Genomic DNA, 17505 nt, shown 5'->3' with positions numbered 1-17505 from the left:
AATGTGGACGACTCAAAAACTGTGGGAGCGAGCCTGCTCGCGATTGCAGTGTGTCAGCCAGCATCGGATTGCCTGACCCAACGCCATCGCGGGCAAGCCCGCTCCCACAGTTATGTAAGAAACTCAAACTATGCTAGCCTGCAATCAGTGATTTCATTGATTGCAGGAGGGCGGTATGGCCAGTATCACAATTAGAAATCTGGATGAGAAGCTAAAGGAGCAGTTGAGAATTACTGCTGCGCACAATGGACACTCTATGGAAGAAGAGGCTCGCCTGATATTGGGTAGAGCATTGGCAGCCGTTGATCGAGCCGGAGGACTTGGCAGTCGGATCCGCGGCAGGTTCAGCGCTGTCGGCGGAGTCGATCTCAAGCTGCCCGAACGTTCCGAAAAAGCCACTGCGGTGGATTTTTCTGAATGATAGTCCTTGATACCAATGTTCTTTCGGAGTTTATGCGAGTTGAGCCTGAATCCCGTGTACTGGCTTGGGTTGATGCTCAGCCCGCAATGGAGTTGGCAGTCAGTGCAGTTACGGTGGCAGAAATACTTCATGGCATAGCAAGGCTGCCGTCTGGCAAGCGCAAACAGAAACTTGAAGCCCATGCTATGGCAATGTTCGAAGAGGACTTTGCCGGACGAATCCTGCCGTTCGATGCTCATTCAGCCGTTGAATACGCAACGCTCGTAGCTGGTGCGGAAGCGAAGGGAAGGGGAGTCGCGATGGCTGACGCGCAAATCGCTGCAATCTGCCGAAGCTGCGGTGCTGCAATAGCGACGCGAAATATCAGAGATTTCGAATTTTCCGGAATCGAAGTGATCAACCCGTGGGAAGCATGAGGCGCTTTTAACCATTCGAAATGACATCGCGGGCAAGCCCGCGATTGGGTGTTGGCTTCAGCGCTAAATAAGCATCAAACGCGAAAGTGGCTGACCATCTGCTGCAACTGACCCCCCAGACGCGCCAGTTCAACGCTCGACGCGGCGGTTTCATCACTCGCTGCGGCGGTCTGCTCAGACACATCGCGTACGTTGATGATGCTGCGGCTGATCTCCTCGGCCACGGCGCTTTGCTGCTCGGCAGCGGCAGCGATCTGCTGGTTCATCGATTGGATGTTCGACACCGTGCGGGTGATGTTTTCCAGCGACGCACCGGCCTTGCGGGTCAGGGCGACGCTGCTGTCGGTCAGCGCGCGGCTGTTGTTCATTACCGCCGAAACTTGCTGTGTGCCGTTCTGCAGACCGGCAACCAGGCCTTCGATTTCCTCGGTGGACTTCTGCGTACGCTGGGCCAGACCACGGACCTCATCGGCCACCACAGCAAAACCACGACCGGCCTCACCGGCGCGGGCGGCTTCGATGGCGGCGTTCAGCGCCAACAGGTTGGTCTGTTCGGCGACGGCTTTGATCACGTCCATGACGCTGCCGATCTTGTCGCTTTCCTGTTGCAGCACGCTCATCGCTTCGGTCGAACGCACCACTTCAGTGGCCAGACGCTCAATCTGCGCGATGGCTTCGTTCACCACCTTGTCGCCTTCACGGGCTTCACCGTCCGCCGCCGCGGCAGCTTGCGAAGCCTCTTCAGCGTTGCGCGCAACTTCCTGCACCGTGGCAGTCATCTCGTGCATGGCGGTGGCGACCTGATCGGTCTCGACTTTCTGGCTGTTCACGCCGGCACTGGTCTGCTCGGTCACAGCCGACAGTTCTTCCGCAGCGCTGGCGATCTGAGTCACGCCGTCACGGATACCGCTGATCAAATCGCGCAGGGTCACGCCCATGCGCGCGATGCCCTGTTGCAGTACGCCGAGTTCGTCGCGACGCGTGACAGTCACGTTCTGAGTCAGATCGCCACTCGCGATGCGCTCGACCACGGCCAATGTTTCTTGCAGCGGACGGGTGATCTGGCGAGTGATGATCACCGCAGCAATCACGCCCACCAGCAGTGCCAGCAGGGTGCTGATCAACTGGAAGGTGCGCGCCTGGGCGCTTTCGACGTCACGACGGTCGAGCTGAATCTGGTACAGCTGCTCGCTCAAGGACACGATGGTGGTGCCCTGGTCAGTCATTTCCTTACGCGCCTGCACCGCATCGCTGTTGGCATTCTTGAACGCCATCAACGAGCTGCGGTAATTGACCAGCGCGGTCTCCAGCTGACGCAGCGCGTCTTGCTGGGTCGACGCAAAATAGCTGTTCAGTGGTTTGAGGCTGGCAAGCGCCGCATCGATCTGGGCGACGGCTTTCTGCTCGGTTTCGGCATTGCTGGTGGCGGTGTAGCCGCGCACTTCGTAGCGCGCGAGGATGAACGCTTCCTTGGCCGCCGTGACCGCCTGGAACTGTTCGAAACGCTGCTCGCTCAGCTCCATTTGCTGCACACGCTGGCTGATCGATTCGATCAAATCGTACGCGCTCGCGGCGTTGGCGTTCATGCTGTCGCGGGCGCTGTTGCCGGTGCGATAGGCGTTGCGCATCTTGTTCAGGGAAATCTGATATTCGGCAATGGTCGCAGCCTGCTGTTTGAGCAGTTTGACGTTTTCCGGGCTCTTGAATTTACTGATCAGCGCTTGCTGCTGAGCGGCGAAACCATCGAGGGTGGTCTGCACGTTCTGCGCGGCGGTTTCATCGCCATTGGTCAGCATGTATTGCAGGCGCACCACGCGCAGTTTGGTCAGGCCGCTGTTGAGCTGGGTGATATCGCTCATCCAGTTGCTGCGGTCGATCAGCCCGCCGAGGCTGGTCCAGCCGGTCAGGGCCAAAACGCACGTCAGGGCCAGCACCAGGCCGAAGCCCAGGCCCAGTTTCATGTTCACGCTGATGTTGCCGAACCAGCTATTCATCAATAATCCTCCAGAAACGTTGGGTTTCTTGGTCGTCAGTTAAGCTGGAAGATTGTTGTTCTTTTGAGCCAGCAGGGGTGTAAGCAGGACTGTATCGGCCGCAAAACCGAGAGCTGAAAGGTTTTTTGTCCTGCGGTACAGAACGCCCGCCGCCAAGACTTTTTTCACATGGGTTTCACCGGCTGCCCACGCCGGGCTCGGTACCTTCGCCGCATCGAATGACAGCAGATGCATTGCGGCGAGGCGGCTTTTTGTGGAATTGAGACTGAACCTGTTCGGCGTCAAACGCGCGATCGATCTGCGCGTACTGGCGCGTTTTCGCGACACTTGGGTGGTGCTGGCGGCATCCATTTTGGTCATCCCGCTGACCCTGTGGTTGCTGGCGCCCACTGCGGTGCCGGACCTGGCGCACGGCAACGTCGCCGGCGCGCAGGCATTGGCTCAGGACTGGGCCCAAGGCGACGTGATCGCCCTGGTGCGCCACGTCGAGCGCTGCGATCACTCCCGAGCGCAATGCCTGAGCGGGCATGACGGTATCACCGAGCGCTCGCGCAGTGTCGCCGTCGCCGTCGGTGCGCGTTTCGAGCAACTGGGTTTGAGCAACGCCGACATCTATAACAGCCCGTCAATGCGCACCGTGCAGACCGCCGGCTATATGTTCAATCACGCCGCCAGCGGTGATGACTGGCTGATCAACTGCCGCGGACGAATGCTGCAAGACGCGCTGGCGCACAAGGTGCCAGGCCGCAATCTGATCCTGGTGACCCACAGCGAGTGCATGGCGCAAATCGAAAAAGACCTTAACGTACCCGCCTCGAACGCGGGTTACGGCGCGTCGCTGTTTATCTCCGCTGCCAACACCGCAGCGCCCAAAATGCTCGGCTTTATCGAAGCCTCCGACTGGCGCACGGTGACCACCCGATGAAATCTCGTTTTTATGCCTACAACTTCGGCATTCCGTTGCTCTGCGCCGCGCTGGTGTTCCTGATGTTCGACATGACCTCCGTCGACATTGCCATCAGCAACCTGCTGTTCGATCCGCAGACCCAGACGTTCCCGATCGACAAGATCCACTTCTTCGAAAAACTCACCCATAAATGGGCGCGGATCATTCCCGACTGGACGGCAGAAATCGCCCTGATCGGTGCGCTGCTCTCAGTGATCTGGCCGCTGGTAAACCCGCAAAAGCGCCCACGCCTCGGCGCATTGCTGCAACGCAGCAAAGTCGCACCACTGCTGCGATTCTGCGCAGAACACCGTAGGGATTTTCTTTTTGTGGTGGTCGCTTTTGCGGTGTGCACCGGGGTGATCCATTTCCTCAAGTCCCACACCAGCGTGTACTGCCCGATCGAAACCACCTTGTACGGTGGAAAAATGCCGCACATCGAGTGGTACCAAAACTTCCAGCTGTTTCATGAGGCAGGCAGTGGTCGGTGTTGGCCGGGGGGACATGCGTCGGGCGGCTTCACCATGCTGGCGCTGTACTTCGTCGCACGCCGCTATCAGTGGCGTTTGTCCAAGGCCATCCTGTGGGGCTCGCTGCTGCTGGGATTCATTTATGGCACCACCCGCGTCCTGCAAGGCTGGCACTACATGTCCCACACGCTGTGGGCGGGCATCTTCGTCTGGCTCGCCTGTTTACTGACAGCGCTGGCGTTCTATGGATGGGCGCGGTTGGCGTTGCCGGTTTTGAGCCGGCGTGAACAAACACTCAGCCGAGTCGCCGCGACCAGCGCTTGTCCGGCGTTTCGAACAGCGGATTGACCAGCGCCGTCAGCACATGGTCCTGCCAGCGCCCGGCAATGTTCAGGTACGCCTTGGCGTAGCCTTCTTTCTCGAAACCCAAACGCTCAAGCAGCCGCGCACTGCGCTCATTGCCGGGAATGTAGTTGGCCATGATCCGGTGCAGGTTCTGCGTATCGAACATGTAGCCGATACCAGCCTCCAGCGCCTCGGCCATCAAGCCCTGGCCCTGATGTTTTTCATCCAGGTGATAACCCAGATAACACGCCTGAAACGCCCCACGAATCAGCCCACTGAAATTGCACGCGCCAATCATCTGCTGACCATCCAGCGTCAACAGCGCGAAATGCATCGCCAGCCCGGCTTCGAAGGCACTGACCTGAATATCGAGACGCCGACGAATCTGCTCGGTGGAAAAATACTCAGTCGTACGAATCGGCGACCACGGCGCGAGATGACGCTGATTGCGTTGGTAGAACGCACTTTCCAGCTCAGCCTGGTCCGGATCTAGAATCGCAAGCGTCAGGCGCTCGCAGGGCAGGGTCAACAGCGGCATCGGACGCTCCGGAGCGAGAAATCTGCTCGCAGAGTCGCGCAATCACCGGATGACGGCAAGTCGTGGTGTGAAAGGGACTTTCTTTCAGGCAAAAAAAAGCCCGCAGGAGCGCGGGCGAACCGTAGTTTCTTGAATGAGCGAGAGGACTGTACAAGGGATGGCCGCGCAGGAGCAGTGAATAAAAATTCATCTCGATAGGTGGCTGACAGCGCGGTCCAAGGGCTCGGAGATTGAGGCGTCTTACCGACTCAATGGCAGGTTTCCGGCCCGGCAGCCGACGGATCAAGATTGTCCCGCGCCCGGCAAACCAGCATCTCCGCCATCGCACTCAACTGCTTGATCGCCACCGCCACATGATACTTCGAACCGTCGAACTCATCGGCAAACGTGGCGCTGATGGCCACGAGGGAATCGAGGATCTCGCTGGCATGGTTGAGCAACGTCAGCGTGTCGACATCGTCACGCACCCTGATCAACTGGTTGAGCGGCAATGCCCGCCGCCGGCTCGACGCTTCGGGACGTGGAGTGGCAGTGGAGGGCGTGACAGGACTGGCGGTCAGCGCATCGGCCGTGGCCGGGCCAACCAGCGTGAGCCGGGTGATTTTCTTCATGATGGAGCTCCGTGGGTGAACATTCACAGCGATTCAACTGCCAGACCGTCCGCTGGATGGCAGGAATGGAGGAGGGTAACGGCGAGGGGGAGGGAGCGCCAGTTCATGGGAGTCGACGCGGGTTGAGGGAAAAGTCCTAGGATGGTTTTTTTGTAGGAAAGGCGAGCGAGACATTGCTGCCCCCAAAAACGCGCATGGCGGAATTTTGATAGTACCCGTCGAGTTGACGGGAGCGACGAAACACTGCCGCCGATTATTGTCTTTCGCACAAAAGCAGGAAGCGATAATCATGCTGCCGTTGATCAAAAGAACCGACAGTCACGTTCATTTTTTTACTTCGCAAGACCTGCGCCGAGTGTCCGGTTCGCGGCCCTATGCATTACCTGAGCCGCACTCGCTGACGGCTTATCTGGACAAGTTGATTGATGCCGGTATTGCACCGACGCTTCTCAATAACGTCCATTTAAGTATCTTGCCGGACTCGGAAAACGTATTCGCTTCATTTGCCGAACTCAAGAATCTCCAGGCGGCCGACCCTCAGCGCTACGGGGGCGTCACGTTAGTGGGGACGATAAAGGCAGAACCTGCCTATGCCACACACGAACGCCTCTCGCACCCACAAATAGTAGGCGCGCGAATCGTTCTGCACGATGCACCGCCGGAAACAGTTTCCATCAGGCAATTCAGCGATCGGCAGTGGTCGGCGTTCTACAGCCGCCTGCAACCGCACCAGCATCTGCACATCTATGCAAAAGAAGCCGAGACAAATCTGCGGGTATTACGCCAGATCCCTCCCGCCGTGAAGGTCGTCATCGATCATCTGGGCACTTGTCACCGTGAGCGTGACAGCACCGAGCCGGCTTACATCGCGCTACTTGCCGAAGCCAGGGCCCGCGGCAATGTGTGGTTCAAGGGCCCCGGCTATCGCACCTGCATTCAGCCCGAGGAAACAGCTCGCTTCGTGACGCAAGTCATCAGCGCCGTCGGCGCGGACAAGATCGTTCTTGAAGCAACGGATGCGCCGCATGTTGGCACCGACAACAAAGGCGTTGCGTATGCCGATCTGTTTGATCCGCACAGGGCTTTCGACTTTGTCGATGCTGTTGCACTGCATGTTTCCCAAGCGACCCGAATTCCTGTTGGCCAACTTCTGCGAGGAACATTTGGCCGGTTGGTAAGTTGAGCTACGCCCACATTCTCACTTCGAGATCACCCGCAAATGACGACCATTACAACAAGAAACATCAACTTCAGCGTCAAGTACAACGATGCAACCCTTAGCCTTAAAGGCATGCTGTTTCAGCCCGAACAACACGACGCTGCGTCGCAAAAACTGCCACCGGTAATCTTCAACTCCGGCTTCACCGGCGGGGTCACGATGTACGGCCAACTGTTCGGTCGCGCCCTCGCGGCTTTGGGTTATCGCGTGATGACTTATGACGTGGCAGGTTTCTTTTCCAACAAGCACGTCCGTAACACCCTCGAGTCGGGCGATAAGGTCATTACCCACGTCATTCTCGAAGACCAGAAAGACGAAGTGCTCGGCGCCGTTGCCTGGGCGCGCGAAAACTTCGGTGAGATGCCGGTGGTCGCATCGTGGGCGATGGGTTCGGTGGCGAGCCTCGGTGCGGTGGCTGAGCTGGCTGCAGCCGGCGCTGAACAGATCCGCTTCTGGGTGCCGATGAGCTACACCAACATTCGCACATTGCAGGCCTTGCGCGCTGATCAGGCGGCGGCTGATGCGGCCATCAAGCAACTCGCCGATGATGCACCGATTCCGCCGTTCGACACCGGCACCGATGAGACCCGACTCGGTTACTACCCGCTGGACCCAGAAACCCAGGCGTATGTCGATCAGCAACTGGGCGGTTACACCGAAGCGGGCGGTGCGGACCGTTGGCCGGGTTGTACCTACGTGACGGCAAAGTCCTACAAGTCCTATGTGCAATATGACCCGGAGCGGTCCATCGAAGGTGCGACAGGCTTCCCGTCGGCGCTGATCATCCACGGCGCCGACAACACCTTGCACATGCCGTCGGAGTCTGTGCGCCTTCATCAAAACTATCCGGGCGATGCCGGCCCGAATGCGCTGATCATTTCGCACATGCAACATGGTCAGCAGAATCAGGCCGGCAATCCGGTGTTTGAGTTGATGATCAAGACCATCGACGAAGCCATCCGCACGCGATCTTGATCCCGGGCAGCGTTCTGATTTGTCTGCGCACTTCGGTAAAAGCAGTACGCAGTTTCAATCTGGCTGGATGCGTGTCCAACCCCTAACATGGCGGGTCAAAGCCGTTCGCTCAAACGGCCGGCCCCCATGAAAGGATCTGGCGATGACAGCCCCCCATGATTCAGCGATGTCTGTGAATAACGGTACAACCAAGCGAATCGGGCTGCTCATTCTTCCTCGGTTCTCGATGATGGCCTTGGCAGGTGCCAGCGAGCCCTTGCGTGCGGCCAATCGGTTGTCCGGCAAAGCGCTTTATCAATGGACGTTGCTCACGGAGGCGGGCGGACCAGTCAGTTCCAGCAGTGGCATCGAAATCCAAACGGTGGCCGTCGATCAGGCGCCAGAACTGGATCGCGTATTCGTCCTGGCCAGCCTCGACACCGAGCATCAGAAACCACCGAAAATGCTGCGCTACCTGCAACGTGCGGCATCCCGCGGGATCACCGTCGGCGCACTGAGCACCGGTACGTTCATCCTCGCCCGCGCCGGGTTACTGGAGGGCAAGCGATGTACGTTGCATTGGGAATCCTTCGGTCAGTTTTCGGAAGAATTTCCCACGATCGAGGTGACCCGGGAGCTGTACGTCAACCATGATTACCGCTGGACGTGCGCCGGCGGGACGGCGGCCATTGACCTCATGCTGGCGCAGATCGCGCTCGATTTTGGCAACCCGCTTGCGGCGAGTGTCGCCGAGCAATTTCTCCACGCGCGGATACGCGCGCCGGAAGAGCATCAGCGCATGTCGATCCAGTGGCGGTTCGGCATTCATGATCGCCGGCTGACTGCCGCGATAGCCTTCATGGAGAACAATCTGGAGAACGTCGTCGGCATCGAAGAAATCGCCGACCGCTGCAACCTGTCCCATCGCCAACTCGAACGCCTATGGCATCAGCACTTCGGTAGGACACCGAAGAAATTCTATCTGGAACTCAGGTTGAACGAAGCACGCCGATTGCTGCGTGAGAGCACCCAGCCCATCGCGTCGATTGCCTACAGTTGCGGGTTCGTTTCGGCGTCCCATCTTGGCGCTGCCTACCGTCGTGTCTGGGGCTGCACGCCGGGAGAGGAACGGCGGAAATTTGATGATGCTCACTCCTGATTTCGTTTACAGAATGTATCCGCGCAAAACCTTCGAATCTCTCCAGTCGGCAAATCCCATAGCCGGCTAATGACCCGTCTGGCTGGCGTATTACCGTACACGTCTGTCACCAGCGACCCGCCTGTTGCCCTGAACCCAACGCGCTGATCAGCGGATTGGTTGTCTGCGTAACGTCGATTTTTTGATAGAAAACGTCGAGCTCGCAGCTCAGAGTGCCCGCACTGGCGCGATAAGGTCTTTCCCAGACACGGCGTTCAATCCAGATGCGCGCCGAATAAAAACAACAGATGACGTACAGAAGGCACAACCCTCATGGAAACCTTGCGTTTCATTCTGGAAAACGGCGGGCTGATCAGTCTGCTGCTCGGCCAGCACCTGCTCATCGTGGCGATAGCGGTGGGGCTGGCGATTCTGACCGGCGTGCCTGTCGGCATCGCCATCTCCCAGCACCCGAGGACGCGCCGCTGGGTCCTGGCCTTCGCTGCCGTGCTGATGACCATTCCTTCTGCGGCGCTGTTCGGGTTGATGATTCCGGCGCTGTCGCAAATTGGCTACGGGATCGGCGTAGTGCCGGCGGTCATTGCGCTGTTTCTCTACGCCCAATTGCCGATTATCCGTAACACCACCACGGCGATCGCCAACATCGATCCGGCGCTGCGCGAAGCCGCGATCGGCATGGGCATGTCGACCGGGCAGCGATTACGCAAGGTGGAGCTGCCGCTTGCGGTGCCGCTGATCATGGCGGGCGTGCGGATGGCGACCGTGATCAACATCGGTATCGCTGCCATTGCCGCCTACATCGGGGCCGGCGGCCTGGGCAGCCTGATCATTCGCGGCATCGCCCAATCGGACACCCGCCAGTTGCTGGCCGGCGCCATCGTCATCAGCGTCATCGCCATTGCCGCCGACTATGCGTTGTACGGCGTGCAGCGCCTGCTGACGCCGAACGGCTTGAACAAGAACAAACTGGCCACCGGCCGAATGAAGGAAGCGACGACGTGATCCAGATCGAAAACCTGAACAAGCAATTCGGCGCTATCACGGCGGTAGAAGATGTCTCCTTCAACGTCGAAGAAGGACAGATCTGCGTACTGCTCGGGCCGTCGGGCTGTGGCAAAACCACCACGCTGAAAATGATCAACCGACTGATCACACCGACTTCCGGCACGATCAGAATCAACGGGCGCGACACCTCCGAACTGGACAGCGTCACCCTCAAACGCTCGATCGGCTACGTAATCCAGCAAGTCGGCCTGTTCCCGAACATGACCGTTGAGGAAAACATCTGCGTCGTTCCGAACCTGCTGGGCTGGGACAAGAGCAAAAGCCGCAAGCGCGCGGCAGAGTTGCTGGAAGTGGTCGCGCTGGACCCGGCGAAATTCCTCAAGCGCTACCCGTGCGAGCTGTCCGGTGGTCAACAGCAGCGCATAGGCGTGGCGCGGGCCCTGGCAGCGGACCCGCCAGTGATGCTGATGGACGAGCCCTTCGGCGCCATCGACCCGATCAACCGCGAAGTGATCCAGGACGAATTCATGCGCATCCAGCGCCTCGTCAACAAGACCGTGTTGTTCGTCAGCCACGACATCGACGAAGCGGTGAAGATGGCCGACTGCGTCGCCCTGTTCCACAACGGCAAAATCCAGCAATTCGGCAGCTCGGATGATTTGCTGGCCCGGCCCAACAGCGACTTCGTGGCGAACTTCATGGGCAGCGACCGGATCATGAAACGCCTGCGCCTGCTGCGCGCGGCTGACGTCGTCAGCAAGATCGCGCCGCGCGAACACATGCAGATCGTCGGCAGCACCAGCGGCATCGCTGCGCACTCGCACCTCATCGTTCGGCCCGGAGACGACCTGCGCCAGGTGTTCTCGCATCTGCTGGGGCGCGGCCAGGACTGGGCATCGTGCAACGACAGCGACGGCCGCTTTGTCGGCTATGTCCACCAGGCTGACATCCTGGCGCGACTGGTTGAAAACATTAACCCGGCGGTGAACTGATCATGCCTGACTTGCTCATCGGATTCTGGCAGGGGCTGCAGTTTTACTGGGGCGACATCAGCTACCTGACGCTCCAGCACTTGCAGATCGTCGCCATCAGCGGAGTGTTGGCCATCGCCATTGCGCTCCCATTGGGCGTGTGGATGAGCCGACCGGCGAACCAGCGTTACGCCATGGCCTGCATGCAAGTGCTCAACGTCGGGCAGGCAATCCCCAAACTCGCACTGCTGGCCCTGGCCATGAGCGTCATCGGCGTCGGCAGCGGCGCGGCCATCATCGGCTTGTTCGTCGCGACCTTGCTGCCCGTCGCGGTCAACACCTATGAAGGCTTGCGCGCAGTGCCCCAGCACTTGGTCGAAGCGGCCGAAGCCATGGGCATGACGCCACGGGAGACGCTGTGGAAAGTCGAAATTCCAAATGCGCTGAACGTGATCTTCGCCGGCATCCGCACCGCACTGGCAATCAACGTCGGCACCGCACCACTGGCCTTCCTGGTCGGCGGCGGCGGACTGGGCGAGCTGATCTTCACCGGCATCGACCTCAACGACTTCAGCATGATGCTGGCCGGCGCCGTATCGACCGCGCTCCTGGCCATCGCCGTCGACCTCGGCTGCGGCGTGATTCAACACATCGCAGTGTCCCGAGGCTTAAGGATGGCCGGACGCCAATGAATCTGAACACCCTTCACTAAACCAATAACATGAGGTGCACGATGATTTATCGAATGCTCGCCAGTCTGGTCATAAGCCTTAGTCTCATTTGCGGCGTAATCGGCAGCGCTTCAGCCAACAGCACAATCGTGGTCGGCGGCAAGAAATTCACCGAACAGCAACTGGTCGCCGAAATGACCGCACAACTGCTGCGCGCCAATGGTTACAAGGTCGATAAACGCGCGGACCTGGGTTCGTCGGTATTACGCGCCGCACAGGAGAACGGACAGGTCGATGTGTACTGGGAATACACCGGCACGTCCCTGATCACCTACAACAAAATCACCGACAAACTCAGCGCCGAGGAAACCTACAAAAAGATCAGCGAACTCGATGCGCAAAAGGGCATCACCTGGCTGACCCCGTCCAAGGCTAACAACACCTATGCATTGGCCATGCGCAAAGTGGACGCGGAAAAGGACGGCCTCGTCTCGATCAGTGATCTCGCGAAGAACATCGAAGCGGGGAAATCGTACAAGTTTGCGTCGAATGCGGAGTTCTTCTCACGGCCGGATGGGCTGCGTCCGCTCCAAGAGGAGTACGGGTTTGAATTCGAGCGCAAGAACATTGTGCGGATGGACGGCGGGCTGACTTATCAGGCGCTTAGGGATGGTCAGGTGGATCTGGCGTTGGTGCTGTCGACGGATGGACGGATTCCGGCGTTTGGGTTTCTGGTGTTGAGGGATGATAAGGGGTTCTTTCCTGGTTATGCGTTGACGCCGGTTATTCGCACTGAGGTACTGGAGGGGAATCCGAGGGTTGGGGAGTTGTTGAATGGTCTGGCTTCGAAATTGGATGATGAGACGATTGCGGGGCTTAATTCGCGGGTTGATGTGGGGCGGGAGGCTGTTGAGGGGGTGTCGAAGGTTTTTTTGCGGGAGAGTGGTTTGCTTTAGTTAGTGGGCGGTGGTGGTGAAGCCGACGGTCGGCCTGGGAGGGGGGGCGACATCCTCTCGTCGAGCACCTGTCAGATCTACTGGGAAGACCTTAAAACCGAAGGCTATAATCGCTCCATGCTAAATCCAACCGAAATACGACCTCTCCTTAAGCAGTGGATCACGAGAGTGATGCCCCATGATGCGCAGGATGTCTTTATTGAAGAGCTCTGCTTTATTGATAAGGCGCGGCGTGCTGACCTTGTTCACGCCAATGGGAAGTTGAGCGCCTTTGAGATAAAGTCTCACGCGGATACTTTGAGTAGGTGGGGCGGCCAGCAAGAGGCTTATTTAGCTTGTTTTGATGAGGTATGGCTCTGCTGCCATTCGAAACATTTGATTAAAGCGCTAGAATTGTCCACTCCCACTGTAGGTATACTGATAGTGGATGACTATTCTGGAATGGCAATGGTAAGAAATGCGAAATCAAATAGGTCTCAGGATAAATTTCATTTAACCGGTTTTTTGTGGCGGGAGGAACTTGACGCTCTTGCTAAGAGCTTCGGTGTCAATGTTCGTGGGAAAGATTTAATCAAGGATGTGCGCCATAAGATTAGCGACGCACTTCCATTGGTAGATATTAGAGCTTGTGTTTTGCAATCTCTGAAAAAAAGATATTCTTAGATGAGATCATCAAATTCTAAATCGTCAAACTCTGTATTGGTGTCATCGGTTATGGATAAGATCATTGCGCAGATATGCTGATTAATTCTGTAGCCGTTCCATGTCCCATTGTTACCATATCCAGTAGAAGTGGCAACAATCCGGGAGTATTCACGAGTAGCCCAGCAGAAGTCATCGCCGTGATAGCCTGGTAGATTTCTAACCTCTTGTGCTATTTCGATATAGTTTACAAACTCTTTATTTCCTCCTTTCCGTCTTTGCCACCATTCCGTTGGGGTGTAATAACAGCCGAATGGTAGTACCGGCATACCTGGAATGTATTCCATCGGCGCGGTCGGATTTGTTGCTGCGTAGTCACCATATATAGGGCTCGGATTTATACCGTTGCGGTCAATGTTTGACTGCCAAGCGACGTCATAACAAGCAGAAGATCGTGAGGTGTTCGAAGCTGGTTTGTCGATAGGAAATGAAGTGCTAAGCAGTACTACGCTTTGTAGATTGTAATCGTTAAGCTGCTTCAAGGAATGGTTGAATTCAGAGCCAGCAGCCGTACTCGCTGGTGAGGTAGCCCCAAAATCCAATATAACATGTGCGAAGTTGGGGAGATTTAAAGAGTCTAGCACTGATAAAAGTCTTGCCCAAGATGTAGAGGTTGGTTTCTCAGGGCAGAAGACTCGAATTGCGATTTGATTAAAGTTTCGCTCTGCAGAAAGCGCCAATTGAATAACGTCTCTCTGCGGATCATCGTCAGTCCAGGAAATCACTGGAATTATATTGTTGTTTGTTCTTTGCGTATTTAGAAAGAACTGTTGTTTGTTTTCGAAGGCCTCGCTAGGATTGTGGAGATCGTTACCTCCAATAAAATCCTCTGCGAGGTCCTTTCTTGCTCTAGATATATCTAGGAAAAACGGGTGACCAGTCCAGTTTGCTAGAAATGTCTGTAAGTGTCGGTCGTCATCTCCTCTCATATCTAATAAAGGAGTAAACACATCTCTCCTTACAGGCTCCAGATTGGTGAGAGCTTTTATATCGTTTTGCCCTACTCTTAAGCATGCTACGTATTGCATGTCGCGCTCCTTGCATTCTATGAGGTAGATTGGGCTATGGGGGCGATAAATAAAACTTCAACTTGCCCCAATATATATTGGGCGTTTTTCATTTTGAATAACGTGTTTTATCGTTACGCCCAGCATGCCGATCATAGATGCTAGCTCAAAGCTGGCAAAAAGCCATTCTCCCTAAGTTTTGCAACGGGTAGCTAGCCGAGTAGGCAAGCTGATCCGTTTCTGGTTCAGCCTGAAATAGTCGTCCCCCCTTGCTCCGAATTGCTGTCAGGTCGCTGGAAGCCTTGGAAAATACTTGACGAGTACTAAGCGCCAGCACTCGGCCTTTCACGGCGGACAGGGCGTAGGACGTGGGCAGCGGAGGAATTAACCGGCGTTTACCGGGCGGAAATCCGTCAAGGCTCTGTCAAGAATTTGTTAGTGCGCTAAATGTATGCCACTCCATTTCTACCATGCCCTTAGTCAAGGGTGCTGCTTGACCTTACACGCTCCCAAATCAGCTATCTTTTGTTCATGTCGAAAAACTCATTTGCTTAGGAACGTAAGCATGGGTGTCCGCTTTTTTTAGATCAGAGGCTGGTATTCATACAGCAGCTGTACCTAAACGGTGTCGCTCCGTTCGAAGAGCGAAAACGCAAGATTGAGGCGGAGGAGGAACTGCAGTGGACCACCAGACGCGCTTTTCATCGTCCCACTCAACATAGAACTGCTTAGCCTCATCCTTTTCTTCGAAGGGGACCGATAAATCTATACGCTTGGGCAGTTCAATGATCCTGCTAGGGAAGCTGCAGATTTTAGACGTCACATTATTGGACGGCCTCAGCCCCAGTTTAAAGACTAGGGCCGGAGAGCAATTTACTCAAAGTTCAGCCATCAGCGCGGCAAGGATTTTATCGTGACGAGCCTGGATTGCATCTTGATCCCAAACGCTACCAGCGCTGGCAAACTTCGCTATTTCCCGTTGTTGGGCGTTGTGCTGGTAGGTTGAAAGTTTCTCGGCGAACGGAATGTTTCCCACTGCACAGTTGTGGGATTTGGATACCAGCAGATAATTGCCGAGGCAGTTGAGGTATTCGCCCTTGAAGATTTCGTCGTAGGTACCGTAGCCATGCGGGCGAGCTGTGGGCTCGGTGGAAGGAGCGATATGTTCCAGCTCTGGACGCTTGATGTCGCTATAGCGCTGCGGCTCGTAGCCGCGTTGACCCTGACCTTTCAGGTGCACTTCATATTTCCATAGCAGGTGCTTGGCGGTCGGGTGACCGATTTCAACTTCCAGCGCCTCCGCCAGCTTTTCATTGTTCCAATAGGCCCACCACCAATTCTTTGTAGTCTTGAGGTAGTCGATGAGTTCAAGGACCGGAGCTATCGACGGCGCGTCGCTGGTAAACGCCTCGTAAGCATCATTGATGCGGGAAGTGATATCCGCACGGGTGCCAATCAAGCGATGGCGGATGATCAGGCTCTCGAAGGCGACGCAAAGCTGGTTCTTGTCCGATAGGGGAAGGCCAAAGCGGTAGGCCTTGAGAATAAATGGCAATACAACCGCGATCCCGCCCAAGGTCACCAGTGAGTGGATCGGAAAACTGTTTCGCTCGTCACCGCCGAAGAAAACCGACAAATGCTCAAAACTGATAGCCAGTGAATTAGTGAAATCTTTCACAAATTCAAGAGGCGCCTCTGCAGCGAGCATCTTTTCAATCCGGTCCAGCGCGCCGCTTTCCCATAGGGAATTGAAGTGAACGCGCAAGGTGTACTGCAACACGTCGTCTTCATTGATCCGGTATTCAATTGCCGAGATCGACTTGTAGATGGTCTCGAAGCGATTCTGGATCTCTTCGATCAGGCTGTCTTTCGCTTGTTGGTCTTCGCCATGAAGATGGATGGCATACATGAATTGCGCCTTCACCACCTCCAGGTTGGATGGGCGCTTGCCGCGGTTATTCTGGAAGATGAACATCTGGATGGCTTCAGCCTCGTCTCGCACCGGGTGCGTACTGCACGATGCCTGGGACACAATCCGCAGCATATCGGTCAAGTAGGCTTCAGGCTGAGCGCCCAGCTTCTTTTTGAAGAAGTCGAACGCATTGATGAGTCGTTGGGCGGATGTGGTCAGCGAAGCAGGGGCGGCCGTTCTGGACTGGTTGATCACATAATCGACAAAGGTCTGGTTGTCGTAGTCGACCGTCTTGAAGCGGATCTGACTTTCCCGTTTGATCATGTCTTTGTAGCGCTCCTGCTCATCTTCGGTCAGGACGCGCTTTGCTTGCAGGCACGTGAACAAGGCCGCCAGAAACAGCGTGATCGTGGTCAGGCGCTGCTGGCCGTCAATAACCCGATACTCTCCCTGCGTCTGTTCAAACAGAAAATGGCCGAAGTAATAAGGGCTGCGGGAATTACTGCTGCGGTAGGCTTCCAGGTCGGAGAGAAACACCTGTGTCTGGCTGGCGCGCCCCGAACCTTCGGCTGGCGTGTCCCAGGCATAGGCGCGTTGGTACGCGGGCACTACGATGCGGTTGTTGGCCAGCATGTTGCGAATGGTTGACGAGGCTTCCACGGAGTATGTCCTTATGAGCGGTGGCGTTTTGCCTCATCATCGCTTGAGTCGAGATTTTTTGCATGCTTGAGCGCTACATTTCGCTCGGCTCCGTGAACATCCTTCCGCGCAGCCCTAGAGGGCTAACCCTTGCCTAGCGCCAGTTGGTTGTCGTGCTGTTGAAGTTCGATGAGGTTTTCCATGATGCGCCCAGGGTAGACATGCCCGTTCACCATGCCTGAGCGCTCCATGGCGTAGTAGTCGTACCCAAGTCGAGGGGAACTGTCTTGGTTGGAATCCTATTCAGCTAACCACTGACACACCGGTCGTAGTGCGTCGTGGCCCTGTTGTAGAAGAGCGACTTGAGCGCTACCACCTCATCGAACAATTCGAGGTCGCCCACGTCATGCTGTAAGGAGCATTGCTAGTTCATATCATTGCGGCAAGATCGGTTCTTGCCCATCACAAATGGGCTTGTTGCTCTGCGCATGAAAGAGAGTGGAATTCACCCTGGGAGATCTTGGCCGGCAACAGATACGTGGTTATCCCTGCCCACCCGTACTGGTCAA

Annotated in this window: 18 protein-coding genes and 1 pseudogene; 12 read left to right on the top strand and 7 right to left on the bottom strand. The window is 56.4% G+C overall.

The window, feature by feature from the left end; translation table 11 throughout:
- The first annotated feature begins 175 nt into the window (after window positions 1-175).
- Complete coding sequence (locus J3P75_RS24055; RefSeq protein ID WP_093104871.1) at window positions 176-421, top strand: FitA-like ribbon-helix-helix domain-containing protein; 246 nt, start codon at window positions 176-178, stop codon at window positions 419-421.
- The gene (locus J3P75_RS24050) at window positions 418-837 is read left to right on the top strand and encodes a type II toxin-antitoxin system VapC family toxin (protein ID WP_336356765.1); all 420 of its coding nucleotides are present in this window, start codon (window positions 418-420) and stop codon (window positions 835-837) included. Before J3P75_RS24055 ends, J3P75_RS24050 begins: the two co-directional genes overlap by 4 nt.
- Window positions 838-911: 74 nt before the next feature.
- Here J3P75_RS24050 and J3P75_RS24045 read toward each other — a convergent pair whose 3' ends face one another.
- Window positions 912-1616, bottom strand: coding sequence for a methyl-accepting chemotaxis protein (locus tag J3P75_RS24045; RefSeq protein WP_434598482.1), 705 nt, complete (start codon window positions 1614-1616; stop codon window positions 912-914).
- Window positions 1617-1817: 201 nt separating this feature from the next.
- Window positions 1818-2696: pseudogene (locus tag J3P75_RS24040) on the bottom strand (methyl-accepting chemotaxis protein); the annotation flags it as partial.
- Window positions 2697-3084: 388 nt separating this feature from the next.
- On the opposite strand from J3P75_RS24040, the gene J3P75_RS24035 reads away from it, so the two are divergent.
- Window positions 3085-3756: a histidine phosphatase family protein gene (locus J3P75_RS24035; RefSeq protein ID WP_434708422.1), complete on the top strand. Its 672-nt coding sequence runs from the start codon at window positions 3085-3087 to the stop codon at window positions 3754-3756.
- The gene (locus J3P75_RS24030; protein WP_434708421.1) at window positions 3753-4595 is read left to right on the top strand and encodes a phosphatase PAP2 family protein; all 843 of its coding nucleotides are present in this window, start codon (window positions 3753-3755) and stop codon (window positions 4593-4595) included. Before J3P75_RS24035 ends, J3P75_RS24030 begins: the two co-directional genes overlap by 4 nt.
- On the opposite strand, the gene rimJ is transcribed toward J3P75_RS24030, so the two are convergent.
- Both rimJ and J3P75_RS24020 read right to left on the bottom strand, forming a co-directional pair.
- A complete protein-coding gene (gene rimJ / locus J3P75_RS24025; protein WP_434708420.1) occupies window positions 4543-5130 on the bottom strand; it encodes a ribosomal protein S5-alanine N-acetyltransferase in 588 nt (195 codons plus the stop codon). The genes J3P75_RS24030 and rimJ overlap by 53 nt on opposite strands.
- A 248-nt stretch (window positions 5131-5378) precedes the next feature.
- Entirely contained in the window at window positions 5379-5741 is a 363-nt protein-coding gene (locus J3P75_RS24020; protein WP_434708419.1) for a DUF6124 family protein, read from the bottom strand.
- A gap of 289 nt (window positions 5742-6030) precedes the next feature.
- Here J3P75_RS24020 and J3P75_RS24015 point away from each other — a divergent pair, with 289 nt between their 5' ends.
- The 8 genes from J3P75_RS24015 (at window position 6031) to J3P75_RS23980 (ending at window position 13339) form a co-directional block, all read left to right on the top strand.
- A complete protein-coding gene (locus J3P75_RS24015; RefSeq protein ID WP_434708418.1) occupies window positions 6031-6924 on the top strand; it encodes an amidohydrolase family protein in 894 nt (297 codons plus the stop codon).
- Window positions 6925-6960: 36 nt separating this feature from the next.
- Window positions 6961-7935, top strand: a complete 975-nt coding sequence (locus J3P75_RS24010) for an alpha/beta hydrolase (RefSeq protein WP_434708417.1) — start codon at window positions 6961-6963, stop codon at window positions 7933-7935.
- Window positions 7936-8077: 142 nt separating this feature from the next.
- Window positions 8078-9073, top strand: a complete 996-nt coding sequence (locus J3P75_RS24005; protein ID WP_434708416.1) for a GlxA family transcriptional regulator — start codon at window positions 8078-8080, stop codon at window positions 9071-9073.
- A gap of 312 nt (window positions 9074-9385) precedes the next feature.
- Window positions 9386-10075, top strand: a complete 690-nt coding sequence (locus J3P75_RS24000) for an ABC transporter permease (protein ID WP_394507556.1) — start codon at window positions 9386-9388, stop codon at window positions 10073-10075.
- Complete coding sequence (locus J3P75_RS23995; RefSeq protein ID WP_434708415.1) at window positions 10072-11070, top strand: ABC transporter ATP-binding protein; 999 nt, start codon at window positions 10072-10074, stop codon at window positions 11068-11070. Before J3P75_RS24000 ends, J3P75_RS23995 begins: the two co-directional genes overlap by 4 nt.
- Window positions 11071-11072: 2 nt before the next feature.
- Window positions 11073-11741: an ABC transporter permease gene (locus tag J3P75_RS23990; protein WP_434708414.1), complete on the top strand. Its 669-nt coding sequence runs from the start codon at window positions 11073-11075 to the stop codon at window positions 11739-11741.
- Between the two features lie 53 nt (window positions 11742-11794).
- Window positions 11795-12676 carry a glycine betaine ABC transporter substrate-binding protein gene (locus J3P75_RS23985; RefSeq protein ID WP_434708413.1) on the top strand — a complete coding sequence of 294 codons (882 nt, stop codon included), beginning with the start codon at window positions 11795-11797 and terminating at the stop codon, window positions 12674-12676.
- A 171-nt stretch (window positions 12677-12847) separates the two neighbouring features.
- The gene (locus tag J3P75_RS23980; RefSeq protein ID WP_434708412.1) at window positions 12848-13339 is read left to right on the top strand and encodes a sce7726 family protein; all 492 of its coding nucleotides are present in this window, start codon (window positions 12848-12850) and stop codon (window positions 13337-13339) included.
- Here J3P75_RS23980 and J3P75_RS23975 read toward each other — a convergent pair.
- From J3P75_RS23975 to J3P75_RS23965, 3 genes are all read right to left on the bottom strand, one after another.
- Window positions 13336-14406: a beta family protein gene (locus J3P75_RS23975; protein WP_434708411.1), complete on the bottom strand. Its 1071-nt coding sequence runs from the start codon at window positions 14404-14406 to the stop codon at window positions 13336-13338. The genes J3P75_RS23980 and J3P75_RS23975 overlap by 4 nt on opposite strands.
- A gap of 580 nt (window positions 14407-14986) precedes the next feature.
- A complete protein-coding gene (locus J3P75_RS23970) occupies window positions 14987-15208 on the bottom strand; it encodes a DUF5710 domain-containing protein (protein ID WP_434708410.1) in 222 nt (73 codons plus the stop codon).
- Between the two features lie 54 nt (window positions 15209-15262).
- Window positions 15263-16957 (bottom strand): DUF262 domain-containing protein, encoded by a 1695-nt coding sequence (locus J3P75_RS23965; RefSeq protein ID WP_434708409.1) that lies wholly within the window; start codon window positions 16955-16957, stop codon window positions 15263-15265.
- Window positions 16958-17505: the final 548 nt, after the last annotated feature.

Origin of the sequence: Pseudomonas sp. R1-1, from assembly GCF_051132135.1 — a bacterium.
Lineage (GTDB): Bacteria > Pseudomonadota > Gammaproteobacteria > Pseudomonadales > Pseudomonadaceae > Aquipseudomonas.
Note: the sequence above shows the minus strand (reverse complement) of the source record. Positions and strands in the feature narration are given on the sequence as shown.

Excerpts from the sequence above, each read along its gene's own strand:
- J3P75_RS24055 (WP_093104871.1), top strand. The coding sequence starts at position 176 with ATGGCCAGTATCACAATTAGAAATCTGGATGAGAAGCTAAAGGAGCAG.
- J3P75_RS24050 (WP_336356765.1), top strand. The coding sequence starts at position 418 with ATGATAGTCCTTGATACCAATGTTCTTTCGGAGTTTATGCGAGTTGAG.
- J3P75_RS24045 (WP_434598482.1), bottom strand. The coding sequence starts at position 1,616 with ATGACTGCCACGGTGCAGGAAGTTGCGCGCAACGCTGAAGAGGCTTCG.
- J3P75_RS24030 (WP_434708421.1), top strand. The coding sequence starts at position 3,753 with ATGAAATCTCGTTTTTATGCCTACAACTTCGGCATTCCGTTGCTCTGC.
- rimJ (WP_434708420.1), bottom strand. The coding sequence starts at position 5,130 with ATGCCGCTGTTGACCCTGCCCTGCGAGCGCCTGACGCTTGCGATTCTA.
- J3P75_RS24020 (WP_434708419.1), bottom strand. The coding sequence starts at position 5,741 with ATGAAGAAAATCACCCGGCTCACGCTGGTTGGCCCGGCCACGGCCGAT.
- J3P75_RS24015 (WP_434708418.1), top strand. The coding sequence starts at position 6,031 with ATGCTGCCGTTGATCAAAAGAACCGACAGTCACGTTCATTTTTTTACT.
- J3P75_RS24010 (WP_434708417.1), top strand. The coding sequence starts at position 6,961 with ATGACGACCATTACAACAAGAAACATCAACTTCAGCGTCAAGTACAAC.
- J3P75_RS24005 (WP_434708416.1), top strand. The coding sequence starts at position 8,078 with ATGACAGCCCCCCATGATTCAGCGATGTCTGTGAATAACGGTACAACC.
- J3P75_RS24000 (WP_394507556.1), top strand. The coding sequence starts at position 9,386 with ATGGAAACCTTGCGTTTCATTCTGGAAAACGGCGGGCTGATCAGTCTG.
- J3P75_RS23990 (WP_434708414.1), top strand. The coding sequence starts at position 11,073 with ATGCCTGACTTGCTCATCGGATTCTGGCAGGGGCTGCAGTTTTACTGG.
- J3P75_RS23985 (WP_434708413.1), top strand. The coding sequence starts at position 11,795 with ATGCTCGCCAGTCTGGTCATAAGCCTTAGTCTCATTTGCGGCGTAATC.
- J3P75_RS23980 (WP_434708412.1), top strand. The coding sequence starts at position 12,848 with ATGCCCCATGATGCGCAGGATGTCTTTATTGAAGAGCTCTGCTTTATT.
- J3P75_RS23975 (WP_434708411.1), bottom strand. The coding sequence starts at position 14,406 with ATGCAATACGTAGCATGCTTAAGAGTAGGGCAAAACGATATAAAAGCT.